Source organism: Halomonas alimentaria (assembly GCF_009902005.1).
In the GTDB taxonomy this organism is placed as follows: Bacteria; Pseudomonadota; Gammaproteobacteria; order Pseudomonadales; family Halomonadaceae; genus Halomonas; species Halomonas alimentaria.
In genome coordinates, this window is the sequence record NZ_WUTT01000001.1 from 441,464 (window position 1) to 465,929 (window position 24,466).

At 66.7% G+C, this 24,466-nt stretch carries 26 protein-coding genes and 1 tRNA gene; 23 read left to right on the top strand and 4 right to left on the bottom strand.

Going from position 1 to position 24,466, the window contains the following annotated elements; genetic code table 11:
* Window position 1: 1 nt before the first annotated feature.
* The 20 genes from GRB96_RS02205 (at window position 2) to GRB96_RS02295 (ending at window position 19,241) form a co-directional block, all read left to right on the top strand.
* Complete coding sequence (locus GRB96_RS02205; RefSeq protein ID WP_161430245.1) at window positions 2–478, top strand: phage virion morphogenesis protein; 477 nt, start codon at window positions 2–4, stop codon at window positions 476–478.
* 179 nt (window positions 479–657) lie between these two features.
* A complete protein-coding gene (locus tag GRB96_RS02210) occupies window positions 658–1,647 on the top strand; it encodes a hypothetical protein (protein WP_205743466.1) in 990 nt (329 codons plus the stop codon).
* The gene (locus GRB96_RS02215; RefSeq protein WP_161430247.1) at window positions 1,635–2,141 is read left to right on the top strand and encodes a hypothetical protein; all 507 of its coding nucleotides are present in this window, start codon (window positions 1,635–1,637) and stop codon (window positions 2,139–2,141) included. Before GRB96_RS02210 ends, GRB96_RS02215 begins: the two co-directional genes overlap by 13 nt.
* Before the next feature lie 84 nt (window positions 2,142–2,225).
* The gene (locus GRB96_RS02220) at window positions 2,226–3,353 is read left to right on the top strand and encodes a phage protease (RefSeq protein ID WP_161430248.1); all 1,128 of its coding nucleotides are present in this window, start codon (window positions 2,226–2,228) and stop codon (window positions 3,351–3,353) included.
* A 35-nt stretch (window positions 3,354–3,388) separates the two neighbouring features.
* Complete coding sequence (locus GRB96_RS02225) at window positions 3,389–3,823, top strand: hypothetical protein (RefSeq protein ID WP_161430249.1); 435 nt, start codon at window positions 3,389–3,391, stop codon at window positions 3,821–3,823.
* A gap of 15 nt (window positions 3,824–3,838) precedes the next feature.
* Entirely contained in the window at window positions 3,839–4,741 is a 903-nt protein-coding gene (locus tag GRB96_RS02230) for a Mu-like prophage major head subunit gpT family protein (protein ID WP_161430250.1), read from the top strand.
* Between the two features lie 78 nt (window positions 4,742–4,819).
* Entirely contained in the window at window positions 4,820–5,224 is a 405-nt protein-coding gene (locus GRB96_RS15510; RefSeq protein ID WP_170293763.1) for a hypothetical protein, read from the top strand.
* A 119-nt stretch (window positions 5,225–5,343) separates the two neighbouring features.
* A complete protein-coding gene (locus tag GRB96_RS02240; RefSeq protein ID WP_161430251.1) occupies window positions 5,344–5,751 on the top strand; it encodes a gp436 family protein in 408 nt (135 codons plus the stop codon).
* Window positions 5,751–6,227, top strand: coding sequence for a phage tail terminator protein (locus tag GRB96_RS02245; protein ID WP_161430252.1), 477 nt, complete (start codon window positions 5,751–5,753; stop codon window positions 6,225–6,227). The genes GRB96_RS02240 and GRB96_RS02245 overlap by 1 nt, the downstream gene beginning before the upstream one ends.
* 31 nt (window positions 6,228–6,258) lie before the next feature.
* Window positions 6,259–6,468, top strand: coding sequence for a hypothetical protein (locus tag GRB96_RS02250; RefSeq protein WP_161430253.1), 210 nt, complete (start codon window positions 6,259–6,261; stop codon window positions 6,466–6,468).
* Between the two features lie 3 nt (window positions 6,469–6,471).
* Window positions 6,472–7,242 (top strand): phage tail tube protein, encoded by a 771-nt coding sequence (locus GRB96_RS02255; protein WP_161430254.1) that lies wholly within the window; start codon window positions 6,472–6,474, stop codon window positions 7,240–7,242.
* Window positions 7,243–7,257: 15 nt separating this feature from the next.
* Window positions 7,258–7,767 carry a DUF6631 family protein gene (locus GRB96_RS02260; protein WP_161430255.1) on the top strand — a complete coding sequence of 170 codons (510 nt, stop codon included), beginning with the start codon at window positions 7,258–7,260 and terminating at the stop codon, window positions 7,765–7,767.
* Window positions 7,768–7,912: 145 nt separating this feature from the next.
* Window positions 7,913–10,285, top strand: a complete 2,373-nt coding sequence (locus GRB96_RS02265) for a tape measure protein (protein WP_161430256.1) — start codon at window positions 7,913–7,915, stop codon at window positions 10,283–10,285.
* A 9-nt stretch (window positions 10,286–10,294) separates the two neighbouring features.
* Window positions 10,295–11,050, top strand: a complete 756-nt coding sequence (locus GRB96_RS02270; RefSeq protein WP_161430257.1) for a hypothetical protein — start codon at window positions 10,295–10,297, stop codon at window positions 11,048–11,050.
* Window positions 11,051–11,054: 4 nt separating this feature from the next.
* On the top strand, window positions 11,055–12,365 hold the full coding sequence (locus GRB96_RS02275; RefSeq protein WP_161430258.1) for a hypothetical protein: 1,311 nt from the start codon (window positions 11,055–11,057) through the stop codon (window positions 12,363–12,365).
* A 2-nt stretch (window positions 12,366–12,367) separates the two neighbouring features.
* On the top strand, window positions 12,368–13,198 hold the full coding sequence (locus tag GRB96_RS02280; protein WP_161430259.1) for a phage BR0599 family protein: 831 nt from the start codon (window positions 12,368–12,370) through the stop codon (window positions 13,196–13,198).
* Window positions 13,199–13,207: 9 nt separating this feature from the next.
* The gene (locus tag GRB96_RS15515; RefSeq protein ID WP_170293759.1) at window positions 13,208–13,438 is read left to right on the top strand and encodes a hypothetical protein; all 231 of its coding nucleotides are present in this window, start codon (window positions 13,208–13,210) and stop codon (window positions 13,436–13,438) included.
* Window positions 13,439–13,467: 29 nt separating this feature from the next.
* Window positions 13,468–16,482: a phage tail protein gene (locus GRB96_RS02285; protein WP_161430260.1), complete on the top strand. Its 3,015-nt coding sequence runs from the start codon at window positions 13,468–13,470 to the stop codon at window positions 16,480–16,482.
* A 9-nt stretch (window positions 16,483–16,491) separates the two neighbouring features.
* The gene (locus GRB96_RS02290; RefSeq protein ID WP_161430261.1) at window positions 16,492–17,394 is read left to right on the top strand and encodes a LamG domain-containing protein; all 903 of its coding nucleotides are present in this window, start codon (window positions 16,492–16,494) and stop codon (window positions 17,392–17,394) included.
* Window positions 17,391–19,241 (top strand): LamG domain-containing protein, encoded by a 1,851-nt coding sequence (locus GRB96_RS02295; protein ID WP_161430262.1) that lies wholly within the window; start codon window positions 17,391–17,393, stop codon window positions 19,239–19,241. Before GRB96_RS02290 ends, GRB96_RS02295 begins: the two co-directional genes overlap by 4 nt.
* Window positions 19,242–19,259: 18 nt before the next feature.
* Here the strand turns inward: GRB96_RS02295 and GRB96_RS02300 are convergent, their stop codons facing one another.
* The 4 genes from GRB96_RS02300 to ispB all read right to left on the bottom strand — a co-directional run bounded on the left by GRB96_RS02300 (window position 19,260) and on the right by ispB (window position 22,298).
* The gene (locus GRB96_RS02300) at window positions 19,260–19,793 is read right to left on the bottom strand and encodes a DapH/DapD/GlmU-related protein (protein ID WP_161430263.1); all 534 of its coding nucleotides are present in this window, start codon (window positions 19,791–19,793) and stop codon (window positions 19,260–19,262) included.
* Window positions 19,794–19,802: 9 nt separating this feature from the next.
* Entirely contained in the window at window positions 19,803–20,756 is a 954-nt protein-coding gene (locus GRB96_RS02305; protein WP_170293764.1) for an LbetaH domain-containing protein, read from the bottom strand.
* Between the two features lie 383 nt (window positions 20,757–21,139).
* Window positions 21,140–21,216 (bottom strand) — tRNA-Pro (locus tag GRB96_RS02310).
* An 83-nt stretch (window positions 21,217–21,299) separates the two neighbouring features.
* Entirely contained in the window at window positions 21,300–22,298 is a 999-nt protein-coding gene (gene ispB, locus GRB96_RS02315) for an octaprenyl diphosphate synthase (protein ID WP_161430265.1), read from the bottom strand.
* A 272-nt stretch (window positions 22,299–22,570) separates the two neighbouring features.
* On the opposite strand from ispB, the gene rplU reads away from it, so the two are divergent.
* From rplU to cgtA, 3 genes are all read left to right on the top strand, one after another.
* Window positions 22,571–22,882, top strand: coding sequence for a 50S ribosomal protein L21 (rplU, locus tag GRB96_RS02320; protein ID WP_161430266.1), 312 nt, complete (start codon window positions 22,571–22,573; stop codon window positions 22,880–22,882).
* Window positions 22,883–22,914: 32 nt separating this feature from the next.
* On the top strand, window positions 22,915–23,172 hold the full coding sequence (rpmA, locus tag GRB96_RS02325; protein ID WP_161430267.1) for a 50S ribosomal protein L27: 258 nt from the start codon (window positions 22,915–22,917) through the stop codon (window positions 23,170–23,172).
* Between the two features lie 101 nt (window positions 23,173–23,273).
* Window positions 23,274–24,461: an Obg family GTPase CgtA gene (cgtA, locus tag GRB96_RS02330; protein WP_161430268.1), complete on the top strand. Its 1,188-nt coding sequence runs from the start codon at window positions 23,274–23,276 to the stop codon at window positions 24,459–24,461.
* Window positions 24,462–24,466 lie beyond the last annotated feature (5 nt).

Here is a 24,466-nt window from a genome sequence, read left to right on the forward strand (position 1 = left end):
CATGGCCGGCGCCCGCCTGCAGATCGAGCTCGACGCCCGCCCGGTGCTCAGCGCCCTGGCCGAGCTGGCCCATCGCATCGATGACCCGCAGCCCGCCTTCCGCGAGATCGGTGAATACCTGGACATGGCCCACCGTGACCGCTGGGACGCCCAGCGCGCCCCGGATGGCTCGCCCTGGGCGCCGCTGTCTGACGTCACCAAGGCCCGAAAGAAGAAGAACGCCGACCGCGTGCTGGTGCTCGACGGCTACCTGCGCGACACCCTGCGCTATCAGGAGAGCGCCACGGAGCTGCTGTTCGGCACCGATAGGGTGTATGGCGCTGTGCATCAGTTCGGCGCCAGGCAGGGCGCCTTCGGCACCACCGCCCGAGGCGGCCCCATTCCCTGGGGCGACATTCCGGCGCGGCCCTGGCTGGGCATCGGCAGCGAGGACGAGCAGCCGATCCTGGCCATCCTCGAGCGGCACCTGATGCGCTGAACAGCAAGCCCGCCTGTGAGCCCCTGTGAGGCGCGCAAAGCTCGAGGGGGTACCTACGGTCATGTTTTTGGAGGTAGGGCAGTTAGACCCGCGTTAGATTTCCTCTGGCCGGGTGTTTGGGTGAGCGGCTAGGCTGTTCGGTGTCTCATTGCTCCACTTCACGCGATAGGGAACATCCGATGCCAAGACGCCCAGCACTCAAGACACTCCATTACCTTCGAGCCGTGTACAACGAAAACCAGGCGCCTCCGGAGCCATTTGCTGACCTGGTCAGGCAGGCGCTAAATCAGCTACCGAAAGTGCCTGACACCAAGGTGGGGATCAGTAATCTGGGAGTGGTCGGCATCCGACAGCGCCACCCGGACTGCGAAGACCCTGACCGGCCCTTGCTCCTTGCCGTCGGCGCCGGGGCGCCTGGAGAACGGATGGGCACCTTCGGAGCCGACGTGGATGCCGACCATGACGACGATCTGCCGGAAGATCCTCCTCAAGACCGTGCCTTCAAGCTTGCCGATGCTTTCATCCTGATCGATGGCCAGGAGTTGCTGGTTTGCACTGACGGAGCAATGCGCGGCTATGCCTCGGTGGAAAAGTACCTGCGGGGGCTCTTCGACCGCGCCAACCTGGATCCAGGCGTCTCAATGTTCGAGCTGCAACCGGCCTCGAATCAGGAGAAGCGTCAGACCCTCGAACGGGAAGGGGTGAAGGACATCACCATCAAAGGCACGATGTATGCCGCCACCCAGGAGCTTGATGGGCAAGACCCCGCAGGCTTCACCGAGTATTTCCGCCGCTTCCGCAAGAAATGCCAGGACTACCTAGCCGAGGAAATCGAGGACGAGCAGGAGCGAGAGGTGCTGGCCGGGCATTGGGGTGACATCAATGTCACCACGACGATCACGCCCACTGGAGGCACCCGTGCTGTGCCTGTGGTGCTGACTTCACTGGATGAGGCAGGTCTGGACATGGTCGAAGAGATCCCCGACGACTCCGAAGTGGTCATCACGACCCGGGCGGGCAACACCATCCGTACCGGCGATGTGGTGTTGAAGAAAAAGGTTAGACTGCGCCGCAAGGAACAGCAGAATGACCTTGACGCGTTCGAGGTGTGGGAGGAGTTGAAGATCTTCCACCGGGAGTTGAGGCAGAGAGGGGCATGGCAGAGATAACCAGCGGTCCCAGGATCAGCAAGCGCAAGGTCGCCATGGAGGTGGTCAGTGTGGTGATTGCCGTGCTGGCCGGCTGGCTGCTGCAGCCTTGGTATCATTGCAGCGACGATGCCACCTCGGTGCTGGTGACGGTGTTCTCGATCCTGGCGGGCTTTCTGGCCGCGGTGATGGCGATTGTCGCCAATGACCGGGTGCTACGAGGACGTAATTGGCGCCAGGACACCTACTACCTCCGTGAGATCCGCCGCGAGCTGCTTCGCCATAGCGTGACCTTCTACGTATATTTGGCCGTGTTGGTGCTGGCCTTCCTGACCAGCATCTCCTCCACCTGGCCGCTGTGGGTGCAGCAGTGGACCGAGCATGGCCTGCTTTTCTTCGCCACTTTGGGTATCTTCCACTCATTCCAGCTGCCGAAGATCCTTAGCCGGAAGCATGTCACGGCGATGGAGAAGGAAATCCGCCGGCGGCGTGAGAAAGAAACCGGCGCCGGCTAACGGCCTGCCACCACTTCCCGCACGTTAGAAACTCGCAATACGCTTTAAATCCTCCCCCCGCGTGTCGGGCGCCATGCTGCGCCCATGACCACGCAACGCTCCACCTCACCCCTGGCCGCGCTCTCCATCCCGGCGGCCCACCCGGCCCGGCCGGTGGCGGCCTGCGCCCTGCGCGTGCAGGCCAGCGAGGACAAGACGCGGCTGATTCCCGCTGGCACCTTCGACGCCCCGCGCGGCTCGATGGCGGGCGAGGGGCCCTGGCAACTCGACGCCCAGGGCGCCGCGGCGATCATCGCCCTGGCGGCCAACCGTGCCACCGACATCGCCATCGACTACGAGCACCAGACCCTGCTGGCCGATCGCAACGGCCAGCCGGCCCCCGCCGCCGGCTGGGTCGACCCGCGCTCGCTGGAGTGGCGTGACGATGGTCTCTATGGCGCGGTGAGCTGGACCGAGCGCGCCCGCACCATGATCGAGGGCGGCGAATACCGCTACCTCTCACCCGTGTTCCCGTACGACGCCCAGAGCGGCGCCGTGCTGGATCTGCTGCACCTGGCGTTGACCAACACGCCGGCCATCGACGAAGGCATCCCCCGGCTCGCCGCCGCGCGGATGGCGCCGACCCCTACCGCAACTCCCCAGGAGGATGACGCTGTGAATCGTGAACAGCTGATTGCCCTGCTCGGCCTGGCGGCCGACGCCACCGACGAGCAGATTGAGACCGGCCTGGCCGCCCTCAAGGCCCAGGCCGATACCGCTCACACCCTGCGCCAGGCCCTCGACGTGGGCGAGGGCGACGACGCGGCCGCGGCCGTGGCCGCCCTCAAGAGCAAGGCCAGCACGCCTGCCTCCCCGGACATGAGCCAGTACGTGCCCAAGGCGGTGTTCGAAGAGACCACCGCCCAGCTGGCGGCGCTCAAGGCCAATGGTGATACCGCCGAGCTGGACGGCCTGATCGAGGCCGGCCTCAAGGATGGCCGCATTCCCGGGAAGGCCACCGCCGACTGGCTGCGTGAGCAGGGCCTGGCCGCCTGCAAGGCGCACCTTGCCGGCGCCCCATCCATCGCCGCGCTGAAGGGCCCCCAGACCCAGGGCCGCGCCCCCGAGGGCGATGACGCGGCCAAGGGCGCGCTCTCCGAGGCCGAGCTGGCGGTGTGCAAGGCGATGGGGTTGACCCCCGAGGCCTACCGCGCGGCCAACCCGGTCGAGTGATCCGCCACCTGAACGCCTGAGAGGAGAGTGCCGTCATGGCCACCACCAAGAACCGCAACACCCCGACCCGCATCGGCTTCCGCCGTAGCGCTCCCGTCGCCGCCGACGCCGTGTGCCATGCCGGTGCCATCGCCGTGCTGAATGCCACCGGCTATGCCGCGCCGGCCACTACCGCCACTGGCCTCACCGCCCTGGGCGTGTTCCACCACTACCAGGACAACACCGGCGGCGCCGACGGCGACCAGGTGGTCGAGATCGAGCGCGGCTTCTTCCACTTCGCCAACAGCGCCGGCGCCGACGAGATCACCCGCGCCGCCATCGGCTCGGTCTGCTACCTGGTCGACGACGAGACCGTGGCCGCCACCGATGGCACCGCCTCGCGCAGCCCCGCCGGCATTGTCGATGACGTCGACGAGCATGGCGTCTGGGTGTGCATCGATCCCACCAACGGCGTAGCCGCCAGCGCCTGATAGGAGCCTTTCACCATGAACCTCACGTCCGCGAATCTTCAGGCCCTGTTCAAGGCCTACAATGCCAACTTCCAGCAGGGCTTCAGCTCGCTGGGCGACCAGGGGGCGCTCTACGAGCAGTTCTGCACCGTGGTGCCGAGCTCGACCGCTGTAGAGGTCTACCCCTGGCTCAAGGCGTTGCCGCGCATGCGCGAGTGGCTGGGCGACCGCGTCATCCACTCCCTGGAAGGCTCCGAGTTCTCGATCAAGAACCGCAAGTTCGAGCTTACCGAGGGCGTGCCCCGCGACTCCATCGATGATGATACCTACGGCCTGTGGTCGCCGGTGTTTCAGGAGTTCGGCCGCTCCAGCCGCGAGCATCCCAACGAGCTTGCCGTCGAGACCCTCGAGGCCAACCCCGAGTGCTACGACGGCCAGCCGCTGTTGGATACCGACCACCCGGTGCTGGATAAAAGCGGCGCCGAGATCTCGGTCTCCAACGACATGGGGGGCAGCGGCCCTGCCTGGTACGTGATGGATCTCACCCGGGTGATCAAGCCGGTCGTCTTCCAGCGCCGCCGCGATTACAACTTCCGCGCCATCACCGACCTCAATGACACCCAGGTGTTCATGACCGACCAGTTCCTGTTCGGGGTGGATGCTCGTGTGAACGCCGGCCCTGGCCTCTGGCAGCTGATCGTGCGCTCCAACCAGGAGTTCAATGCCACCAACTACGCCGCCGCGCGCAAGGCGCTGCAGGACATGCAGGGTGACTACGGCCGACCCCTGGCGCTGCGCCACAGCCACACCATGGTGCCCACCAATCTCGAGGGCGCGGCTGCCCAGGTGCTGCAGGCCCAGCTGGTCAGCGGGGGCGATAGCAACATCTGGCAGGGTACCTCGCAGCTGATCATGAACCCCTGGATGAACAACGCCTAACGCGGCGCTGATCTGATCTCGGGTGCAGCGCCGCCGCCCAGCGGGGCGGCGGCCTGACCAGACCAACAGGAGAGCCCCATGACCACCCGCAAGCGCACCCCGAAGGCGACCCAGGCCGAGCCGACCCCGACTCCCCAGGCAGCGCCCGCCCAGGGCGAGGCCACCTCGAACACGGATGCAGCCACCGCCAAGGATGGCCCTTCACCCACCCCGGAGAGCCCGCCGAAGGCCTCCCAGGAGGGCGAAAAAATTAACACGCCCCCGGCCAGCGCCCCCCAGGGCGAGATTCCGGCGCTGTTCGTGCGCACCAGGCGACGCTTCAAGAGCCGCCGCCGCGCCGGCCATCGCTTCGATCGCAACGGCCACAGCATCGCCCTGGAGGCGCTCTCCGCCGAGGAGATCGCCGCGCTCAAGGCCGACCCCGCCCTGGAGGTGGAGGAGTGCACCTTCCCGGCGGAGCCGGACGAGCCCGAGACCACCTGACCACCGGCCACCGCCGCAGGAGGTGATCCATCTCCAGGCCGGGCTCTGGAAACCCGGCAGCCGCCGGCCCGCCGCGAGGCGATCAGGCGGCCTTTCAACCACCCAGCAGGTAGCGCGCCATGCCCTACATCACCCTTCAGGACCTGACCCGGCGCTTCGGCGAGAGCGAGATCCTCGCCCTGTCCGATGACGGCGCAGGCGCTGTCGACCAGGAGGAGATCGACCGCGCCATCGAGGATGCCGGCGGCGAGATCGACGGCTACGTGGCGGGCGGCGGCTATGTGGTGCCGCTCGACCCCGTGCCGAAGATCGTCGCCAGCTACGCCTGCGACATCGCCCGCTACCGCCTGTATGACGACGCCGCTACCGAGCAGGTGACCAAGCGCTACGAGGACGCCATCCGGTTCCTGCGCATGGTCGCCAAGGGCGAGGTGCTGCTCGGCATCGGCACCGAGGACGGCGGCGAGACCGCCGGCAGCGTGCAATTCCAGACCGGCACGCGGGTGATGCCGGGAGGGGGCTTCTGATGAGCCAGGCGCTGCACCATGACGACTACCTGGTGGCCGAGGGGCTGATCCTCGACCGCCTCGAGGCGGAGCTTTCCGACCTGGCTGGCCTCAAGGTGCTCTCGGCGGCGGATCTCGCCGGTGTGACCGAGGGCGCCCAGCACACCCCGGCGCTGCACGTCATCTACATGGGCGATGCGGTGCCGGGCGGCGAGCAGGTCGATGAGGGCAACTACCACGTGCTGCGCCAGCGCTGGATGGTGGTAGTGGCCGTGCGCAACGCCCGCCACCAGCGCACCGGCCAGGCCGCCCGCGAGGCCGCCGGGCCGCTGCTCTCGCGGGCTATCCAGGCGCTCTCCGGCTGGCGGCCGGGGCAGGGCCTGGGCTCGCTGGTGCGAGTCAGCGCCCCGGCACCGGCCTTCACCCCCGGCGGCTTCGGCTACTTCCCGCTGCAGTTCGAGACCGTGCTGATGACCCGCGCGCCCTCGGTCGATTGACCGCCGCGCCCACTCCCAGGAGATCGACACCGTGAGTACCAAGACCAACGCCCAGCCCGCCCCGCGCCGCGAGGTCACCCTCGCCAAGCCGATCATCCAGGGCGGCATCGAATACACGCCCGGCGGCAAGCAAAAGCCCCTGCTGACCGAGGCGCAGATCGAGCGCCTGACCAAGTCCGGGCACATCGGCGGCGGCGCGAGTGCCAAGACCGCCGCGAAATCCACCCCCCAGGAGGGCTAAGCCATGTCCCGCACTCTCAATGTCGTGGTGCCTGCCGGCAAGGTGTACTTCAACCCGCGCCGCGAGGATGGCAGCTACGAGGGCTACCGCTACCTGGCGGAGACCCCGGCCTTCACCATCACCGCTCAGGGCGAGACCCTGCCGGTGGATGGCTCCGATGGCCCCACCGCCGAGCGCCTGTTCGACGTGCCGATCCGCGTCAACCGCTCCGGGCGCACCACCCTGCGCGACATGAACGCCGAGAACTACGCGCTTTTCCTGATGGGCGAGGCCAGCGAAGTCACCCAGACCGATACCCCGGTGGTCGACGAGGCCCACGATGTGATGCCCGGGCGCTTCTACCAGCTGGGCGCGAGTGCCGCCAACCCCGGCGGGGTGCGCAACGTCTCGGCGGTGGATGTCACCGACGAGACCGACACCACCACCTATGTGGCTGGCACTGACTACGTGGTGCACGCCGAGATCGGCATGCTCGAGATCCTCGAGGATGGTGGCATCGCCGAGGAGACCATCCACGTCGGCTACACCCCGGCGGCCGAGACCCGCGACCGCGTGACCACCAACCAGCTCGGCGCCCGCCGCGGCGAGGTCAAGTTCGTGGCCAACAACACCCAGGGCCAGAACCGCGACATCTACATCCCCGAGGCGCGCCTCTCCCCGGACGGTGAGCTGCCGATGAAGAGCCGCGAGAACCCCCAGGAGATGCCGCTGATCGTCGCCGTGCAGACCCGCGACGGCTACGCCCAGCTCTACGTCGACGGCCGCGCGGCCTGATAGGAGCCCGACCCCATGAGCGAGCACCAAACGCCGGCCGCCGATGAGGCGGCCAGCGACATCGAGATCCTCCTGCCCGACGAGGCCGTGACCATCGAGGGCGAGGAGATCCTGGTTCGCGAGTTCCGCTACCTGGAGGGGCTGCGTGCCATCGCCCTGGCCCGCCCGCTGTTCGCGGAGCTTGCCAGGATCCTCGAGGAGGGCGAGATCGACGCCCTGGCCCTGGACGGCTTGATCGCCGAACACCACGAGGCGTGGATCCAGCTGATGGCGATCAGCACCGGCAAGGACGAGTCGTGGATCGAGGGCCTGCGCGACCGCGACGGCCAGACGCTCTCGATGACCTTCTGGCGGGTCAACTCGGGTTTTTTTATGAGACGGCTGGTGTTCGGCGGGGCGCTGGCCAGGGCGATGCGCCAGATGGTGGCCCCGACGACAGGGAACCCATCCCCCTCGCCGAGCTCTTCGACGCCCTCATCAGTGGCGGCTACGGACGCGACCCCGGAGAGCTCGCCCGGCGGCTAACCTGGCGGCAGATCCAGCGTTACTACGCGCTGACCCGCCGCCGGCGCGACGAGCATCGCGCCGACCTGATCGAGGCGGTCCACGTCGCCTGGGGCGGCAAGCCCAACCAGGAGATCCGCAAGCTGCGTAACCGGAGCCAACCCTGATGGCCGATCGTAACCTCGAACTCGCCCTGCGCATGCGCGCCGACCTGCAGCAGGCCCGCCGCCAGCTGCAGCAGGTCGAACAGGAGCTGGGCGATGTAGCGCGCGGTGGCGGCAAGGCCGGCCAGGGCATGCGCCGCTATACGCAGGAGGCCGACAAGGCCGAGCGCAGCTCGCGGCGGCTCTCTTCCACCGTGGGGCAGATGCGCAACCTGCTGGCCACCCTGGGCGCCGGCCTCGCCCTGCGTCAGATGGTGCAGTACACCGACACCATGACCGGCCTGGAGAGCCAGCTGCGCCTGGTCACCGGCAGTCAGGACGAGTTCAACCAGACGTTCGCCGATCTCTACCAGCTCGCCAACAGCACTCGCCAGGGCCTCGAGCCCACCGTCAACCTCTATGCCCGTATGGCCCGCGCGACCGAGGAGCTGAATCTCTCCAATGAAGAACTGCTGACCCTCACCAAGGCAATCAACCAGTCCTATATCGTCTCGGGCGCCAGCGCCCAGGAGGCCGCGTCCTCCACGCTGCAGCTGAGCCAGGCCATGGCCAGTGGGGTGCTGCGCGGCGAGGAGCTCAACTCGGTGCTGGAAAACAGCCCGCGCCTCGCGCGTGCCATCGCCGACGCACTGGGTGTCACCATCGGGCGGCTGCGCGAGATGGGGGCAGAAGGCGAGCTCACCGCCGAGCAGATCAGCCGCGCCTTGCTCGAGTCCGCCGACAGCATTGAACGCGAATTCCAGACCATGGAGCGCACCGTCGGACAGGCGCTCCAGCAGCTGCGCAACGACCTGCTGGTCACCTTCGGCGGCAGCGAGGTCGACGGCTTCACCGATGCCATCGATGACCTGCGTGACGTGGTCACCGATCCGGGCTTCCGCCAGGCGGTGATCGATATTGGCACCTTTATCGCCGAGCTGGTCGGCGATGCCGCCGCTGCGGCCACCCAGGTCGGCAACCTGGTCAGGCAGTACCGCGAACTCCAGGGCGTCACCACCTTCGATCTCGCCAGCAACGCGGCGGCGGGCTTCGATGCCTTCATGGATCAATTCCGCGATCCACAGGCGCTCGGCAGCATCGAGGCCATCGACCGCGCCCTGGATGCGCTGTTCGATAACCGCGAGCGCCTCAATGAGCGCATCGATGCCTATGGCCCGGATAGCGAGCAGGGGCGCCAGGCCATTGAGGCGATGGAGGCGCTCAAGGCGCAGTATGACGCCCTGATCGAACGCAAAAAGGCGCTGGTCACGGCAGGCAGCGGTGAAGACGGTGTGACGCCACCGCCCCAGGTGACCGCTCCCTCCGCCCCTACGCGCCCGTCCGGTGGGAGTGGTGGTCGCAGCAGCGGCCAGAGCGCCGCGGCCCGCGAATACCAGGCCGCCTTGCAGGCGCTGGCCAACCTCGATCAGGGCCTCCAGCAGCAGATCGCCACCTTCGGCGAGGGCGAGGCCGCCGTCCTGGAGTACCGGCTCACCCTGGGCGATCTCGCTGACGATGTCGCCCGCCTGGGCGCCGAGGGCCAGGCACTGGCCGCCAGCATCGTCGAGCAGGCCCGCGAGGTGGAGCGTCTGACAGAGGCCGAGGAGCGCCGTGCCGAGGCCGAGCGTGAGCGTCAGCAGGCTCAGCAGCAGGCCGAGCAGGCCCTCCAGCAGATCCTCGACCAAGCCGACCCGGCCCGCGCCCTGGAGCGCCAGCTGGAGCTGATCGAGGAGCTCAAACAGCAGTTCCCCGAATACGCCACCGCGCTCGACCAGGCCGCCGCCCAGGTCAGCCAGCGCATCGACGAGATCAACCAGGGCCTGCTCAGCGCCCGCAACATCAACGCCGAGTTCGCCTATGGCGCCACCGATGCCCTGACATCGTTCGCCGAGGACATCGCCAACGGCCGGAACGCCATCGACTCACTAGCCGATGCCTTCCGCCAGTTCGCCGCCGATTTCCTGCTGCAGATCGCTCGGATGATCATGCAGCAGGCCATCTTTAACGCCCTTCAGACGATGGGCGGCGGTGGTGGAGGGATAGGGGGCGCCATCGCCAGCCTGTTCCACGGCGGCGGCGTGGTCGGCCAGGGCGGCACCACTAGCGACCTATTTGGCACTGCACCGCGCTACCACACCGGCGGCATCGCCGGCCTGGCCCCCGACGAGGTGCCCGCCATCCTGCGCCGCGGCGAGGAGGTGCTGACAGCGGCCGATCCCCGCCATCGCAACAACGAGGGTGGCACCGGCCAGCAGCCGGTCAGCGTCAAGAACGTCAACGTCTTCGACAGTGCCGAGGTGCTCAACCAGGCCATGTCCGATACCGCCGGCCAGAAAGTCATCCTCAACTACATCAAGGCCAACCGCAGCGCCGTGCGCAGCGCGCTGGGCAGCTAGGGAGCCGTCATGCGATTCGCCGTGATCAACAACTTCGAGGTCCAGCTCGCCGCGCCGCTGACCGCGGGCGCGACCACCATGGACATCACCGAGGGCGGTGATCGCTTCGCCTCGGCGACGCTCGAGCGCCAGTACCCGCTGGTGGTCTGCGAGCGTGACATCCGCGGCCGCGACCTGCGCCGTGAGATCCTCTACGTCACCGGGCGGGCCGCTAACACCTTGACCATTGTGCGCAGCCGCGAGGCCACCGCCGCCGATGCCTGGCCCGCCGGCTCGCCAGTGGAGTCACGCTTCACCGCGGCGATTCTCGATGCCTTGGTGGCTAGTGACGCCCTGGATGCCCACGAAGCGGCGAGCGACCCGCATCCGCAATACGAGCAAAAAGCCCCCGGCAGCCTCGACGCCCTGCGTCCGGTGGTGCTGCGCTCCGCCGAGTTGGATCTCACCACCGCCGGTGCCGCCGTCACGGTGGTGATCCCCGCCAGCTATCGGCTGTTCCTCGATGCCATCGACCTGGTGGTGACCGCCAGCGACGGGGCGGGTGGGGTGCCAGAAGTACAGGCCGGGCCGGACGATCAAACGCCGGCCGCTTATCTGGCCAGTACCGCCGTGACCGTTGCGGCTCTCAACGCCCGCCAGAGCGAAGCCCCGCTGGTCGCCGATGGACTGACGGCCGTGCGGGTGGCCACCACCGTGGCCGGTAGCGGCACGGTCTACTCCATTCGCGCACTGCTCTATGGCTACCTGCTGGCCGAGGGAGCCTAATCGCATGAGCGCCATCTGGCCCGTCAACACCAAACCCGTCGCCTGGGGTACCTCGCGGGTCACCGAAGGCCCAGTGGTGCCGCCCGAGGGCGAGCGCCGCGCCTGGCCCTTCGTCATCGCCTGGCCGCCCAGCGGGCAGAACGTGCAGGAGCGCTACCGCTACCTCACCGAGATCCAGGTCTCGCGCTCCGGGCGTGAGTATCGAGCCGCCCGCCGGGACAGCCCGCGCCATGCCCTGGAATTCTCTGCAGTGCTCTTCGAGGGCAGGCTGCGCGACTGGCAGGCCCTCGTTCACCGTGCCCTGGTCCAGCCCCTGGTGCTCCCCCAGCACCACACGCGCCTGCCGCTGCCCGCCGATATGCCCGCCGGCACCGATGTGCTTTATCTGGCCGAGCCGCCCGAGTGGCTACTGCCCGGCCTGGACGTGATCCTCGGCGACGGCCCGCAGCGCGAGGCGCTCACCGTCATCGCCGTGGAGGGCAACCTGACCTTCTTCGCCGCCGGGCCCGCGCAGACCTGGCCAGCCGGCACGCCGCTCTATGCCGGGCTGGTCGGCGTGCTCGAGCAGGCCCACCAGGCGGATCTGGTCACCGCCGAAGTGGCCACCCTGGAGATCGCCTTTCAGGTGCGCCCGCTCTCCGAACCGACGCCCGCACCCGGCGAGCCCGAGCGCATCTTCAATGGCCGCGAGGTGTTCCTGATGCGCCCCAACTGGGTGCAGCCGGTGAGTCAGTCCTGGGTGCGCCCGGTAGACGAGCTCGACTACGGCACCGGCCCGACCACGCGCTATTCCCCGGTGCCATTCGCCGCCGACACCCTGCAGGCCACCTACGTGGGTGCTACTCGCGACCAAGTGCAGGCCATCGGCGACCTCTTCCACCGCATGCGCGGACGCCAGGGCGAGTTCTACGCCCCCAGCTGGCTGCCGGATCTCCCCCTGCGCGAGGGCCTGACCGCCGGCGCCACCACCCTACGGGTGCAGGGCCAGCAGCTCGCCGAGGCATACGCCGCCAGCCTGACCCATCGCGCCGTGTTCGTGCGCCTCGCCGGGGGTGAGCTGCTGCTGCGCCAGGTGGAAAGCATCGCCCTGGTCGACGACACCCAGGGGCGGGATTCGCTGATCACCCTGGATGCCCCCTGGGCCGAGAGCGTACCCGAGAGCCAGATCGTGATGGCCGGCTGGCTGCTGCTGCGCCGCTTCGCCTCCGACGACCTCACCATCGAGTGGCGCACCTCGGCGGTGGCCACCATGCAGTTCGGCATGCTCACCCTCGAGGCGTTGCCCCCGGAAGCGTTAGACACGGGAGGGCTCTAACGATGTTCGAGACCTTCTTCACCAGCCGGGCCGGGTCGCGGCCGATCTACCTCTACGACCTCACCTTCGGCGAGGGGGACGCTGGCAAGCTGCGCCTGACTAGCGCCGAACGGCCGATCTATGCCTTGGGCGGACGCTTCGATCCTGCCCAGATCAAGCACGGCGAGATCGAGAGTTCCGGCACCCTGGACAACGCCACCCTCGAGGTGAAGACGCCGCGCACCAACCCGCTGGTCGAGATTTTCCGGGTCTACCCGCCGGAGCGAGTGGTCAACCTGGTGATCTACCGTGGCGAGTTGGACGACCCGGACGCCGAGTTCAAGGCGGTGTGGTCGGGCCGGGTGCTGAACTTCGGCCTTCAGGGGCTGGAGGCGACCTTCTCCTGCGAGCCGATCGCCACGGCGATCCGCCGGCCGGGGCTGCGCCGCACCTACCAGTACGGCTGCCCCCATGCGCTCTATGGCCCCCAGTGCCGAGCCGACAAGACGGCCGCCAGTTCGCCGGGGCAGGTGACCTCGATCAGCGGCTCGGTGGTCACCCTGGCCAGCGGCTGGAACGCCCAGCACGCCGCCAAGTACACCAACGGCATGCTGGAGTGGGCCGGCGAAGGCGGCACCACTCGCCGTACCATCCTGCAGGTGCTGGCCGGTGATCAACTCCTGCTGGCCGGGGTGATCCACGACCTGGCCCCGGGCGATGCGGTCACCGCGGTACTGGGCTGCAACCACCAGATGAGCGACTGCAAGGACCTGCACGACAACATCCTCAACTACGGCGGCCAGCCGTGGATCACCAAGATCAACCCGCTCGGCCAGCGCACCGTCTTCTACTAGGAGGTCATCATGTTCTCGTTTCTCGTGGCCATCGGTATATCGATCCTGCTCGCCGTGGTGGCGTTCATGCTCATGCCCAGGCCCAAGAACAACGTGCCGGATATGTCCCGCGACCTGGAGATACCCACCGCCGAGGCGGGGCGCCCGATCCCAGTGGTATTCGGGGAAGGGACGATCAAGTCGCCGAATACCCTGTGGTACGGCGACAAGGATCAGGAAACCGTCGAGATTTCGGCGTAACCCCCAGGTAACGGAACCAGGAGACGCGCATGGGCCTGTTCGGCGGTGGCGGCGAAGCCAAGATGAAGGTCACCAAGTATTACCTCTCCATCCACATGGGGGTGTGCCAGGGGCCGGTCGACGCCGTGAAGCGGGTCTGGGTTGGCGAGAAGCTGGCCTGGCGCGGGGTCTGGACGCGCAGCGGCACCACCGCTCTGCTGCGCGATGGCCTTTTCGGCGGGCTCAAGAAGGAAGGCGGGGTGGCCGGCAGCATCGACGTGTTGATCGGCAACCGCGAGCAGCTACCGTCACCCATGCTGATCAAGAAGCTGCGCCGCGACGCCGGCAACGTGCCGGCCTTCCGGGGTATCACCTCGCTGCTGTTCTATGGCGGCGGCGAGGTGTGGCCCGACATGACCAACCTCAAGCCGGACGACACGGACACCGGGGGACTGTTCGGCGGGGTACGCGGCGTCTTCTCGATCTTCGCCTTCTTCTCGAAAAAGAGCTTCTACTGGGGCACCCAGCCCTACATCAAGCCCGTGTGGGTGACCGTACAGCGCATCCCGGCCCGCCAGCTCCGGCCAGACACCGCGCCGATCCCACGGGGCGTCAGCGAGCCCCTGGCGCTCTATTTGGCCATCGACATCTCCAACTCCATGGCGGAGATCACCAGCAACGGCAAGACCCGCCTGGAGAACATGAAGACCGCCCTGGAACAGGCACTGCTGCCGCTCACCGCCTACACAACTGCCACCAGCCTGGACATCCGCGTGGTGGCCTTCGCCAAGTCCTCGGTGAGCATCCAGCGCGACAACGTCAACGGCCAGGACGTGCGCGACATCATCGACTGGATCAAGGCCCGCGATCAGTCCGATGTGGCCAACGGCAACACCGACTTCGAGCTGGCCGTCTCCTCGGCCCCGGCTTTCTTCGATGGCCGTCCCAACAAGGAGCGGGTGCTGGCGTTCATCACCGACGGGGAGCCCTACATCTCGGGCCAGCCACTCCCCACCGAGCAGAACGCCATCGACGCCGGCAACGTCATCGACAGTGTCTCCATGCTCTCCTCCTACGGCTTCAACATCGACCTGGAGGACACCCAGTACACCGCCTACGTCGACAACACCCCGGGCGACGGGGTGCCGGTAGTGCCGGGCGGCGACCCCTCGGTGCTCGCCAACTCGCTGGGCTATGTGTTCTCGCCGGTGGCCGACGCCAACCCGGCGCATATCGTTTATGAGTGCCTGACCGACACCGACTGGGGCATGGGCGCCGACCCGGCGAGCCTCGACACCGCTAGCTTCGAGGCCGCCTCCCAGGTGCTCTACGCCGAGCAGTTCGGCGTGTTCATGACCTGGATGCAACAATCCAGCATCGAGGACTTCATCGGCGACGTGCTGGACCACATCAAGGGCGCCCTCTACCCCCACCCCCGCACCGGCAAGATCACCCTGCGCCTGTTGCGCGACGATCTCGACCACGACACCCTCAAGGAGATCACCCCCGACAACGCGGTGCTGGGCAACTTCAGCCGCAAGGGCTGGGGCGAGACCACCAACGAGATTGTGGTGACCTGGACCAACCCCGACACCGAGAAGGGTGAGACGGTGCGCGCCCAGGACCTCGCCAACCTGGCGCAGCAGGGCCAGCTCGTCTCCGGCAGCAAGAACTACTACGGCGTACGCACCCCGCAACTTGCGCTGCGCCTGGCCGAGCGTGACCTCCGCGAAGCCTCGGCGCCGCTGGCCTCCTGCGAGGTGGAGGTGGGCCCCGAGTTCTGGGACACGGTGCCGTTCGACGGGGTGAAGGTCACCTGGCCCGAGTTCGGGCTGGACGGCCTGGTGATGCGGGTGATGAAGGTCAACTACGGCGACAGCGGCAGCCGCAAGATTCGCCTCTCCCTGGTCGAGGACCTGTTCGCCCTGCCGCTGGCCAGCTATGTGCCGCCGCAGCAGGGTGAGTGGGAGGACCCCACGGCGCCGCCGGCGCCCGTATCGCACGCCTGGATGATACCGTTCCCGCTCTACTTCCTCGATCTGGTGGGGGGTACGGTGAACGACCTGACTCACCCGGAGACCGGGGTGGTGGTGCTGGCGGCCAACCCGACTACCGACGAGAGCGCCACCTTCGACGTGCTGTGGAAGGGCACCACGGCCTCCGACGATACCGCCTGGGAGTGGGTGCAGACCGACCGCCCCTTCCTGGGCCGGGCGACCCTGACCGTGGAGCTGCCGGCGGCGGTGACCAGCCCCGACGTAGGGCTGGAGGACCTCACCGGCTGGTGGGTTCATCGTGACGACATCGTGCTGTTCGGCGACAGCAGCCTAGCCCCCGACGAATTGGAGATGGCGCTAGTGACGGCAGTCGACGAGGAGACCGGGGCGCCCACGCTGCTGCGCGGCGTGCTGGATACCGCCCCGCGCACCTGGCCGGCCGGCACCCCGGTGTGGTTCACCAACCGGGAGATGTGGCGTCCGCTGCCCAAGGACCTGAACGACGGCGACACCTTCACCCTCAAGCTGCTGGTCACCACCGGCGAAGGGCAGCTCGACGAGAGCCTGGCCCCGGAGATCGCCGGCACGGGGGCAGCGCGCCCCACGCTACCCTACCGGCCCGCCGATCTGCGCGCCCAGGGCTTCCTGTGGCCCGCCGAGGACTACTACCCGGACTACCCGGTCGACGTGGAGTGGCTGGAACGCAACCGCCTCACCGAGACCGGCGCCATGCGCGCCTGGGACGCCGCCGGTGTGGCGCCGGAGAGCGGCACCGACTACCGCGTCACCGCCGAGGCCATCGACGAGACCGGCGCGGTGGCCGGGGTGATCGAGGAGGTAGTCACCGGGGGGCTCACCAGCTACACGCTGGATGACGCAACCGTGGGCGAGACCTGGGCCGGCTACCCCTTCATCCGCGTCTCGGTCGCCGCGCTGCGCGACGGCCTGGCGAGTTGGCAGGCGGGGCAGGTGACCTTCCGTGGGCCGTTCCGTGAGCCGACGGGGCTGGTGGGCGTCTACGCCTCACCCAAACCGCCGCAGGACGTTAGCTTCGATCTCATTCCATAGGGCAGACGCATGGGCATCCGTATCCGCTGGCTCGACAACAACCTGGCCGAGGAGGGGCACCGCCTCTACCGCTCGGACTCCCCGATGGACGTCAACGCCATGCCGGCGCCGCTGGCGTTGATGGGCGCCGACGCCACCGAGTACGACGACGCCGACGGCATCGTGCCAGGGCAGACCTACTACTACCGCATCGGCGCCTTCGTGGGCGGGGTGGAGAAGATCAGCGACGAGCTGGTGATGGTGGCTACCGAGGACCCGGTGCCGCTGCAAGGGCTGGTGCTGCACTACACCATGAACAGCATCACGGGAAGCTCCCTGGCCGACGAGACCGGCAGCTACGACGGCACGATCAGCGGCGCCATGCAGGTAGCAGGCCGCTTCGGCAACGCGCTCGCCTTCGACGGTGAGAACGACTACGTGGACGTCGGCGCCATCATCCCTCTGGAGACGTTCACCGTCTCCTTCTGGCAGAAGGGACGGGCAGTCGGCGGGCGGGTCTATGACGGCGGCCGTGGACTAGGCCCTCTGGAGTCAGGCCTGAAGGGCTTTCAGATCAAGGATGGCTCAGTAGAGCCTTTCTTGCTGGAGCGAGAAGACGGCACCAGTTTCAAGATCCATCCGGAAGATATGCGGTATCGCTACGGCCACGACGACGCCTGGCACCATGTGGTGTGGCAGTACGATCGGCAAAGTGGGCAGGCGCGCGGTTATGTCGACGGGCGTTTGTCCGCCAAGGGAGTGTTCGCGGATAACGGCTCGTCGCTGCTGGGCGCCTACAACCACCGTCTCGGGGGTCCTGCGAATGGAGCAAGCGTGCAGTACCTGGCGGCGGAGCTGGACCAGTTGCGCCTCTATGCGCGCTTCCTGACCGAGTTCGAGGTCTACCAACTCTACATGGAGGCGACATCATGAAGATTCGGATTCGCTGGCGAGACGCCAACTTCGGTGAGAGTGAGCAGCGCATCTACCGCGACACGTCGCCGATGGACCCTCAAGCGTTACCGGCTCCTATCGGCAGTGTAGGCGCCGGGGTCACGGAGTTCATCGATGCCAATGTGGTCGACCAGACCACTTACTACTACCGCCTCTCGGCCATCGTCGACGGCCAGGAGTACGTCGACGACGAGTTCGAGGTGTTAGCTGACGACACCTTGGCACTCTACAAGGGGGTGTGGCTGATCTCCCTGGCCGCCTGGGGCGATGTCAGGGTAGAGCAATACGACCCCGCGAACACAGAGCATATCGCCTGGCCGGACCGCTTCGGCCTGACCGCGGGTTCTATCCTGATCGACAACTACAAGAAGGAGACCACCGGCCGTGTGGATACCGGATCGGTGGTGGGCGGCGTGATCCCGGCGGGCGGTCCCGGCTACGAGTTCTACCTGTTCGGCGACAACCGCAGCGACTACTACTCCGAAGCCGAGATGGACCTGGAGTTCCAGGATGCTCAAGGCACCACCCTGGCGGTGCTGCGCATGGCCCGCGACGGCGCCTACAACCAGGGGCTTTGGTACGGAACCGACTTCAACTCTCTCACGAAGGCGCCACAGAACGGCGACGGGTCTTACGAGATGACCGCCGGCTGGCTGCGCTTCGACAATGACGGCTTCTCCTTCACCGTGGATGAGGTGAACGTAGGCTCACGCTACAACGACAGCTTCCGCTTCGACGTGCCCGGCGGGCTGGCCGATTTCGCCCAGATCAACGTGCCCTACACCCGGGCCTATGAATACGAGACCTCCGGTAGCGGCAGCCGCACCTACTGCTATCTGGAGCTGCTCAGGCTTCGGCTGCTGCTCGGCTTCGGCGTCAGCGTGGATACGCAGGCTGACCAGACCACCCTCACCTGGGAGGAGTCGGTTCCGTCGAGTGTGCAACAGGTTCGCGTGTACCGTGACACTTCACCACTCGAGCCGGATAACCTGCCGGCGCCCCTGACGACTCTCGCCGGGGGTGTGGGGACCTACGTCGACACGGTGCCCGACGGGACGGTGAACTACTTCTACGCGCTCGGTCTTGTCGGACCTTCAGGGGAGCAGGAACTATCAGAGGTCGAGATGGCAGTCTACAGCGACCTTTCTAGCGGGCTGGTGGCCTGGTACACCATGGATGCCATCTCAGGCGGGGTGATCGCCGACGAGATGGGCGCCTACCCGGCGACACTGGTCAACGGTACGGTGGTGCCCGGCAAGGCCGGCGACGCCGTCGCCTTCGATCCTAACGCGCCTACCTACGCCGAAACCTCGCAGCGGGTGCCGCATGGAGGCACGGCCATCACTGTCGCCGTCTGGGCACGGCTGCACAACCCCACGAAGTCAAACGGCAACTGGGTGCTGAGCCAACGTTCCGATCCCGATGATAATGCGCAGCAGGAGTGGCAGTTCAACAACAACTCGGACTCTGGCGAGGATTCGATGGCGTTCTGGATCAGCGATGACTCTGGCGCCGGTTACCAGTTTCGTCATACAACAGACACGATCCCCGCCAACGAGTGGGTCCACTGGGTCGGCACCTACGACGGCACCGATATCAAGGTCTACAAGGATGGTGTGCTGCTAGGCAGTACCAGAGCGCCAGGGGTTACACTCAGCAGCGGTGCTGGTGCGATGACGATGGGTGTGCGGGCGATCCTAGACCCAGAGACGGCCTACACGGCTGGCGCACCCGGCAATACCGACGGCGACCTGGACGATGTGCGCCTCTACGATCGCGCCCTGACGGCGACCGAGGTGCAGGCGCTGTATGGCCTGCACGCTTGAGGACTCAGCGGGCTTGCCTCACTCCTTGGGTTTGGCGGGTACACCCACGAGTGTGACTTTCTCGGAGAAGCTCTTCGTCACAAAGGCCATGGCGCCCACGATGGTCTCATCCGCAAGGGTGATGCCATGCTGCAGGACTGCCTGCGTCCCGATGAAACAGCCATTGCCTATCTTGGCACCACCGATCGACTGCTTGCCTTGGTCGAGGTTATTGGTCATGACGCGGGGGGAGAGATAGCAGTCATCGCCTATGTCACACCCTCTGGCAATGATGGTGCCGTATCGAAGGCTGACATTGCGCCCGACTTTACAGTCGCCTGAAGTGGAAACGCGAGAATCTACATAGCAGTCCGGGCCGATGATGGTGCCTTTCCTGATCTCCACGAAGTCCATCATGAGCGTTCCTGCCCCAATGACGGCTCCGCTCTTGATGACGCAGTAGTTGCCAATCGTGACGTTGTCGCCGATCTCGGCACCTTCCTCGACAATGCTGCCGATGCCAATCTTGACGCCTTCCCCCAGAATGGCCTTGTCCGATACATGGTTACTCATGCCGCTACCTTAGTTATCAAGTGGCTTGGGAACGCCTGACATCCTGCCAGACGCGGATTTCGCGGGCTTGGCCGGGGCGCCCATCAGCAACAGTCCCGGCTCCTCGCAATGCTTTACAACGACGGCGCCGGCGCCGACCACGGTGCGCTCGGCGAGCCGAGTCTGCGGTCGCACCACGGCGCCAGAGCCAAGGAAGCACTGCTGGCCCAGGGTGACGTTGCCGGCGATCGAGATATTGTTGGCGAAGTGGCACTCAGGCCCGATCTGCGAGCCATGGCCGATCTTGCTGCCGTGGGCAATCACACAGCCTTCCCCGATGATGGTGGTCTCGTTGACCGAGCCGCGCACCACCGTGATGTCAGTTCCCAGGAAGGAGCCACGGCACACTCGGGTGTAGCCCGTCTGGGGCTGCACGACACGACGGCGGGTAACAGGGTCCCAGATCCAGGCCACGCCAGTCGCACCAATCGTCGAGTGCGACTCGATGGTCACGTCCTCCTCGATCGTGGTGCCTCGCATGATGGTGACATGAGAGTGGAGCCTGGCGCCGGCCTTGACGATGCAATCCTCCAGAACGCAGAAGGGCCCGATGTAGGCGCTCGGGTCGATCTCGCAGCCCTCACCGATAACCGCCGTCGGGTGAATGCCTTGCGGCTTCACGCTTTCACCCACCATGGCTTCCATCAGCCGATAGAACACCAGCTGAGGATCCTCCACCTGGAGGGTCACATTGCCAGCCCCACCGTAATCGGCCTCGGGGTATAGGATGATGGAGTTCTCGATCTGCGGCGGGTTGGGGATGCCTGCCACCAGGAAGTAGATCCCGGCCGGCTCGATCTGCCGCAAGCTCTTGAAGGCATAGCGCGCTTCCGGGGCGGTAGAGCTTGAGGTAGAGAAGGGGATGTCGAGCCGTTGGAGCTGCTGCTGCACCTCTTCCAGCGTGAAGGTTCGGGCTTCGCGCATACGCATCCCTGCTGTTGGTCTATGGAAAGACCATACCCTACTAAGATTCCTTTGCACGCGCGACACCCATCCCGAATGATGCGCCAATGTCCTCGCTGGCTGTAGGAGATCGCTTACACAGGGTGGGGTAGCGGCACCAGTGCCAAGCATCGCGCGAATTCCGAGAGGTGCTATCAGCCACTACCAGTGCCAATTACAGCGCGAGGCTATGCCAATTCCGGCGCGCGGTTACAGTCAGCCACACCGCCAGTTGCAGCGTGATCACGGTGACCTGAAGGCGTTGACCGTGCGACCCCTGCCTTCGGGAGGCAGAGGTCGCACGGTGGCTTGCAAGCCGAGCAACGAAAAAGGCCTTGCGAGTAATCGCAAGGCCTTGAATTCGTTGGTCGGAGTAGCAGGATTCGAACCTACGACCTCTGCCTCCCGAAGGCAGCGCTCTACCAAGCTGAGCTATACTCCGATGTCGATTCTCGAGGGCTCCGCCTCATCGACGCAGCGTAGTTTACGCAAATGCCGGCGGAATGCAACCCCGCCGGAGCGTTTTCACGCCTGGCGATCCACCGCCAGGCGGGCGAGTTCGGCCATGCTGTCGCGGTAGGGGCTGGCCGGCAGCGACTCGAGCTGGGCCAGGGCCAGGTCGGCCATCTCCACGGCGCGGCTGCGGGTGTACTCCAGGGCACCGGTGGCGTCGATGATCTCCAGCACCTCCTGCAGGTGGTCGAGGCCACCCTGGCGGATCGCCTGGCGGATCACCTTGGCCTGCGCCGGGGTGCCCTTGGCCATGGCCTGGATCAGCGGCAGGGTGGGCTTGCCCTCGGCCAGGTCGTCGCCGACATTCTTGCCCATGGCCTCGGCATCGCCCTGGTAGTCGAGCAGGTCGTCGATCAGCTGGAAGGCCAGGCCCAGGTAGCGGCCGTAGTGCTGCAGCGCGGCCTCCTGTTCCGGGGTGGCCTCGGCAAGGATGGCGCCGCTGTGGCTGGCCGCCTCGAACAGCATGGCGGTCTTGCCCTGGATGGTCTCGAAGTAGGCGGCCTCGTCGATGTCCGGGTTGCCGACGTTGGTGAGCTGCTGCACCTCTCCCTCGGCGATCACGCAGGTGGCGGAGGAGAGCACGTCCATGATCCGCATGGAGCCCACCTCTACCATCATCTGGAAGGAGCGCGAGTAGAGGAAGTCACCCACCAGCACCGAGGGGGCGTTGCCCCAGGCGTCGTTGGCGGTGGCCTTGCCGCGACGCAGGTGCGACTCGTCCACGACATCGTCATGCAGCAGGGTGGAGGTGTGCATGAACTCGATCAGGGTGGCCAGCGTCACGTGGCGGTCGCCCTGGTAGCCCAGCGCCCGGGCGGCCAGCAGTACCAGCAGCGGGCGCAGTCGCTTGCCACCGCTGGCGATGATGTACTGACCGATGGTCTCGACCAGCGGGATGCGCGAGCCGAGCTGGGCCATGATGGTGCGATTGACGGCGGCAAAGTCCTCGGCCACGGCGGCGTGGATCGGGGAGGGTGCGGCGGTTTCGGAAACTGGAGCGTGGGTGGGCATGGAGGCGATATCGACGGTCGGTTGGGGGCCGGGGCGAGGTGGCCCCCTCTGGCCATGGATTGCCGGCCATGCTATGGGGCCCCCTCGGGGGCGTCAAGGCGCGCTGCCGGGCGGCGGGACGAACGGCGTGTTTCGCGGGTTGTCTGGGGCGTCGCCTGTCGTTATAATTCGCGACCCACTCATCTCGCTCCCTGTCAGATGGCTGCCAAAAGGGGCGCCACTCGAAGCAGGCCGACGAAGAGCCCAACCCGATGAGTCCTGGAGAGAGAAGCATGTACGCAGTTATCAAGAGCGGTGGCAAGCAGTACCGCGTTCAGGAAGGCCAGACCCTGAAGCTCGAGAAGATCGAAGTCCCCACCGGCGAGTCCATCGACTTCGACGAAGTGCTGCTGGTCGGCAGCGAGGACGAGGTCAAGGTCGGCGCGCCGCTGGTTGACGGTGCCAAGGTCTCTGCCGAGGTCGTCTCCCACGGCCGTGGCGACAAGGTGACCATCATCAAGTTCCGTCGCCGCAAGCACCACATGAAGCGTCAGGGCCACCGCCAGTGGTTCACTGAAGTCAAGATCACCGGGATCTCCGCCTAAGCGGTCCATCCCCCTGAACGGAGGTTTATTCCATGGCACATAAGAAGGCAGCGGGCTCTACCCGTAACGGTCGCGATTCCGAATCCAAGCGCCTTGGCGTCAAGCTCTTCGGTGGCCAGGCCGTGAACGCCGGCAACATCATCGTTCGCCAGCGCGGCACCAAGTTCCACGCCGGCACCGGCGTCGGTATCGGCCGTGACCACACCCTGTTCGCACTGGACGAGGGCGTGGTCAAGTTCGAGACCAAGGGTCCGAAGAACCGCAAGTTCGTCAGCGTCGTCTCTGCCTGAGACGCCTGATGCTTGCCGCGAGAAGGCCCCGCCACGGCGGGGCCTTCTTGTACGTATACTCAGGCGGGTGGGACGGCATATTGCCGTCAGGAGAGTGACAGATGCAGTTCGTCGACGAATCCTCGATCATCGTGGAGGCCGGCAAGGGGGGCAATGGCTGCCTCAGTTTCCGCCGCGAGAAGTACGTGCCCAAGGGTGGTCCCGATGGTGGCGACGGTGGCCATGGTGGCAGCGTCTACCTGATCGGTGACGACTCCCTCAACACCCTCATCGACTTCAAGTACCAGCGCTTCTACAAGGCCCAGAACGGTCAGCCCGGCATGGGTCGGCAGATGAGCGGTCGGGCCGGTGAGGACCTGCACGTCAAGGTGCCGGTGGGGACCACGGTGATCGACGAGGACACCCTCGAGGTGATCGCCGACGTCACCGAGATCGGCCAGGTGGTGCTGGTGGCCCAGGGCGGCCGCCGCGGGCTCGGCAACATTCACTTCAAGTCCTCCACCAACCGCGCGCCGCGGCGGACCACGCCGGGCACCGAGGGCGAGCGTCGCAACCTGCGCCTGGAGATGAAGGTGATGGCCGACGTGGGCCTGCTGGGCATGCCCAATGCCGGCAAGTCGACGCTGATCCGCGCCGTCTCCGCGGCCAAGCCCAAGGTGGCCAACTACCCCTTCACCACCCTGGTGCCCAACCTGGGGGTGGTGAAGCTCGGCATGCACGAGCACTTCGTGATGGCCGACGTGCCGGGGCTGATCGAGGGCGCCTCGGACGGCGCCGGCCTGGGGCTGCGCTTCCTCAAGCACCTGACCCGGACCCGGCTGCTGTTCCACGTGGTGGATGTGGCGCCCTTCGACGAGTCCGACCCGGTGGAGGCCGCCGAGGCGATCATCCACGAGCTGGGCGAGTTCTCGCCGGCCCTGGCCGAGCTGCCGCGCTGGCTGGTGCTCAACAAGCTCGACCTGCTGCCCGAGGAGGAGCGCGAGGCGCGCGCCGACGAGATCGTGCGTCGCCTGGCCTGGGATGGGCCGGTGTTCCGCATCTCGGCGATCTCCGCCGACGGCACCGATGCCCTGGTGCAGGCCGCCTACCGCTGGCTGACCGAGCAGCGCCAGCTCGAGAACGAGGACGAGGAAGCCGCCGAGCGTGCCCGCGAGATGCGTGCACGCATGGAAGACGAGGCGGTGGCCCGCACCGAGGCGCGGCTGGGTCGCAAGCGCAAGACGGCCGACGAGGATGATGACGACTTCGATGACGACGACTACGACGTCGAGGTCGAATACGCGCCTTGAGGATC

What these genes read in the sequence shown, in the direction of transcription:
- GRB96_RS02205 (WP_161430245.1), top strand. Translation starts at nt 2, where the DNA reads ATGGCCGGCGCCCGCCTGCAGATCGAGCTCGACGCCCGCCCGGTGCTC.
- GRB96_RS02210 (WP_205743466.1), top strand. Translation starts at nt 658, where the DNA reads ATGCCAAGACGCCCAGCACTCAAGACACTCCATTACCTTCGAGCCGTG.
- GRB96_RS02215 (WP_161430247.1), top strand. Translation starts at nt 1,635, where the DNA reads ATGGCAGAGATAACCAGCGGTCCCAGGATCAGCAAGCGCAAGGTCGCC.
- GRB96_RS02220 (WP_161430248.1), top strand. Translation starts at nt 2,226, where the DNA reads ATGACCACGCAACGCTCCACCTCACCCCTGGCCGCGCTCTCCATCCCG.
- GRB96_RS02225 (WP_161430249.1), top strand. Translation starts at nt 3,389, where the DNA reads ATGGCCACCACCAAGAACCGCAACACCCCGACCCGCATCGGCTTCCGC.
- GRB96_RS02230 (WP_161430250.1), top strand. Translation starts at nt 3,839, where the DNA reads ATGAACCTCACGTCCGCGAATCTTCAGGCCCTGTTCAAGGCCTACAAT.
- GRB96_RS15510 (WP_170293763.1), top strand. Translation starts at nt 4,820, where the DNA reads ATGACCACCCGCAAGCGCACCCCGAAGGCGACCCAGGCCGAGCCGACC.
- GRB96_RS02240 (WP_161430251.1), top strand. Translation starts at nt 5,344, where the DNA reads ATGCCCTACATCACCCTTCAGGACCTGACCCGGCGCTTCGGCGAGAGC.
- GRB96_RS02245 (WP_161430252.1), top strand. Translation starts at nt 5,751, where the DNA reads ATGAGCCAGGCGCTGCACCATGACGACTACCTGGTGGCCGAGGGGCTG.
- GRB96_RS02255 (WP_161430254.1), top strand. Translation starts at nt 6,472, where the DNA reads ATGTCCCGCACTCTCAATGTCGTGGTGCCTGCCGGCAAGGTGTACTTC.
- GRB96_RS02260 (WP_161430255.1), top strand. Translation starts at nt 7,258, where the DNA reads ATGAGCGAGCACCAAACGCCGGCCGCCGATGAGGCGGCCAGCGACATC.
- GRB96_RS02265 (WP_161430256.1), top strand. Translation starts at nt 7,913, where the DNA reads ATGGCCGATCGTAACCTCGAACTCGCCCTGCGCATGCGCGCCGACCTG.
- GRB96_RS02270 (WP_161430257.1), top strand. Translation starts at nt 10,295, where the DNA reads ATGCGATTCGCCGTGATCAACAACTTCGAGGTCCAGCTCGCCGCGCCG.
- GRB96_RS02275 (WP_161430258.1), top strand. Translation starts at nt 11,055, where the DNA reads ATGAGCGCCATCTGGCCCGTCAACACCAAACCCGTCGCCTGGGGTACC.
- GRB96_RS02280 (WP_161430259.1), top strand. Translation starts at nt 12,368, where the DNA reads ATGTTCGAGACCTTCTTCACCAGCCGGGCCGGGTCGCGGCCGATCTAC.
- GRB96_RS15515 (WP_170293759.1), top strand. Translation starts at nt 13,208, where the DNA reads ATGTTCTCGTTTCTCGTGGCCATCGGTATATCGATCCTGCTCGCCGTG.
- GRB96_RS02285 (WP_161430260.1), top strand. Translation starts at nt 13,468, where the DNA reads ATGGGCCTGTTCGGCGGTGGCGGCGAAGCCAAGATGAAGGTCACCAAG.
- GRB96_RS02290 (WP_161430261.1), top strand. Translation starts at nt 16,492, where the DNA reads ATGGGCATCCGTATCCGCTGGCTCGACAACAACCTGGCCGAGGAGGGG.
- GRB96_RS02295 (WP_161430262.1), top strand. Translation starts at nt 17,391, where the DNA reads ATGAAGATTCGGATTCGCTGGCGAGACGCCAACTTCGGTGAGAGTGAG.
- GRB96_RS02300 (WP_161430263.1), bottom strand. Translation starts at nt 19,793, where the DNA reads ATGAGTAACCATGTATCGGACAAGGCCATTCTGGGGGAAGGCGTCAAG.
- GRB96_RS02305 (WP_170293764.1), bottom strand. Translation starts at nt 20,756, where the DNA reads ATGCGCGAAGCCCGAACCTTCACGCTGGAAGAGGTGCAGCAGCAGCTC.
- ispB (WP_161430265.1), bottom strand. Translation starts at nt 22,298, where the DNA reads ATGCCCACCCACGCTCCAGTTTCCGAAACCGCCGCACCCTCCCCGATC.
- rplU (WP_161430266.1), top strand. Translation starts at nt 22,571, where the DNA reads ATGTACGCAGTTATCAAGAGCGGTGGCAAGCAGTACCGCGTTCAGGAA.
- rpmA (WP_161430267.1), top strand. Translation starts at nt 22,915, where the DNA reads ATGGCACATAAGAAGGCAGCGGGCTCTACCCGTAACGGTCGCGATTCC.
- cgtA (WP_161430268.1), top strand. Translation starts at nt 23,274, where the DNA reads ATGCAGTTCGTCGACGAATCCTCGATCATCGTGGAGGCCGGCAAGGGG.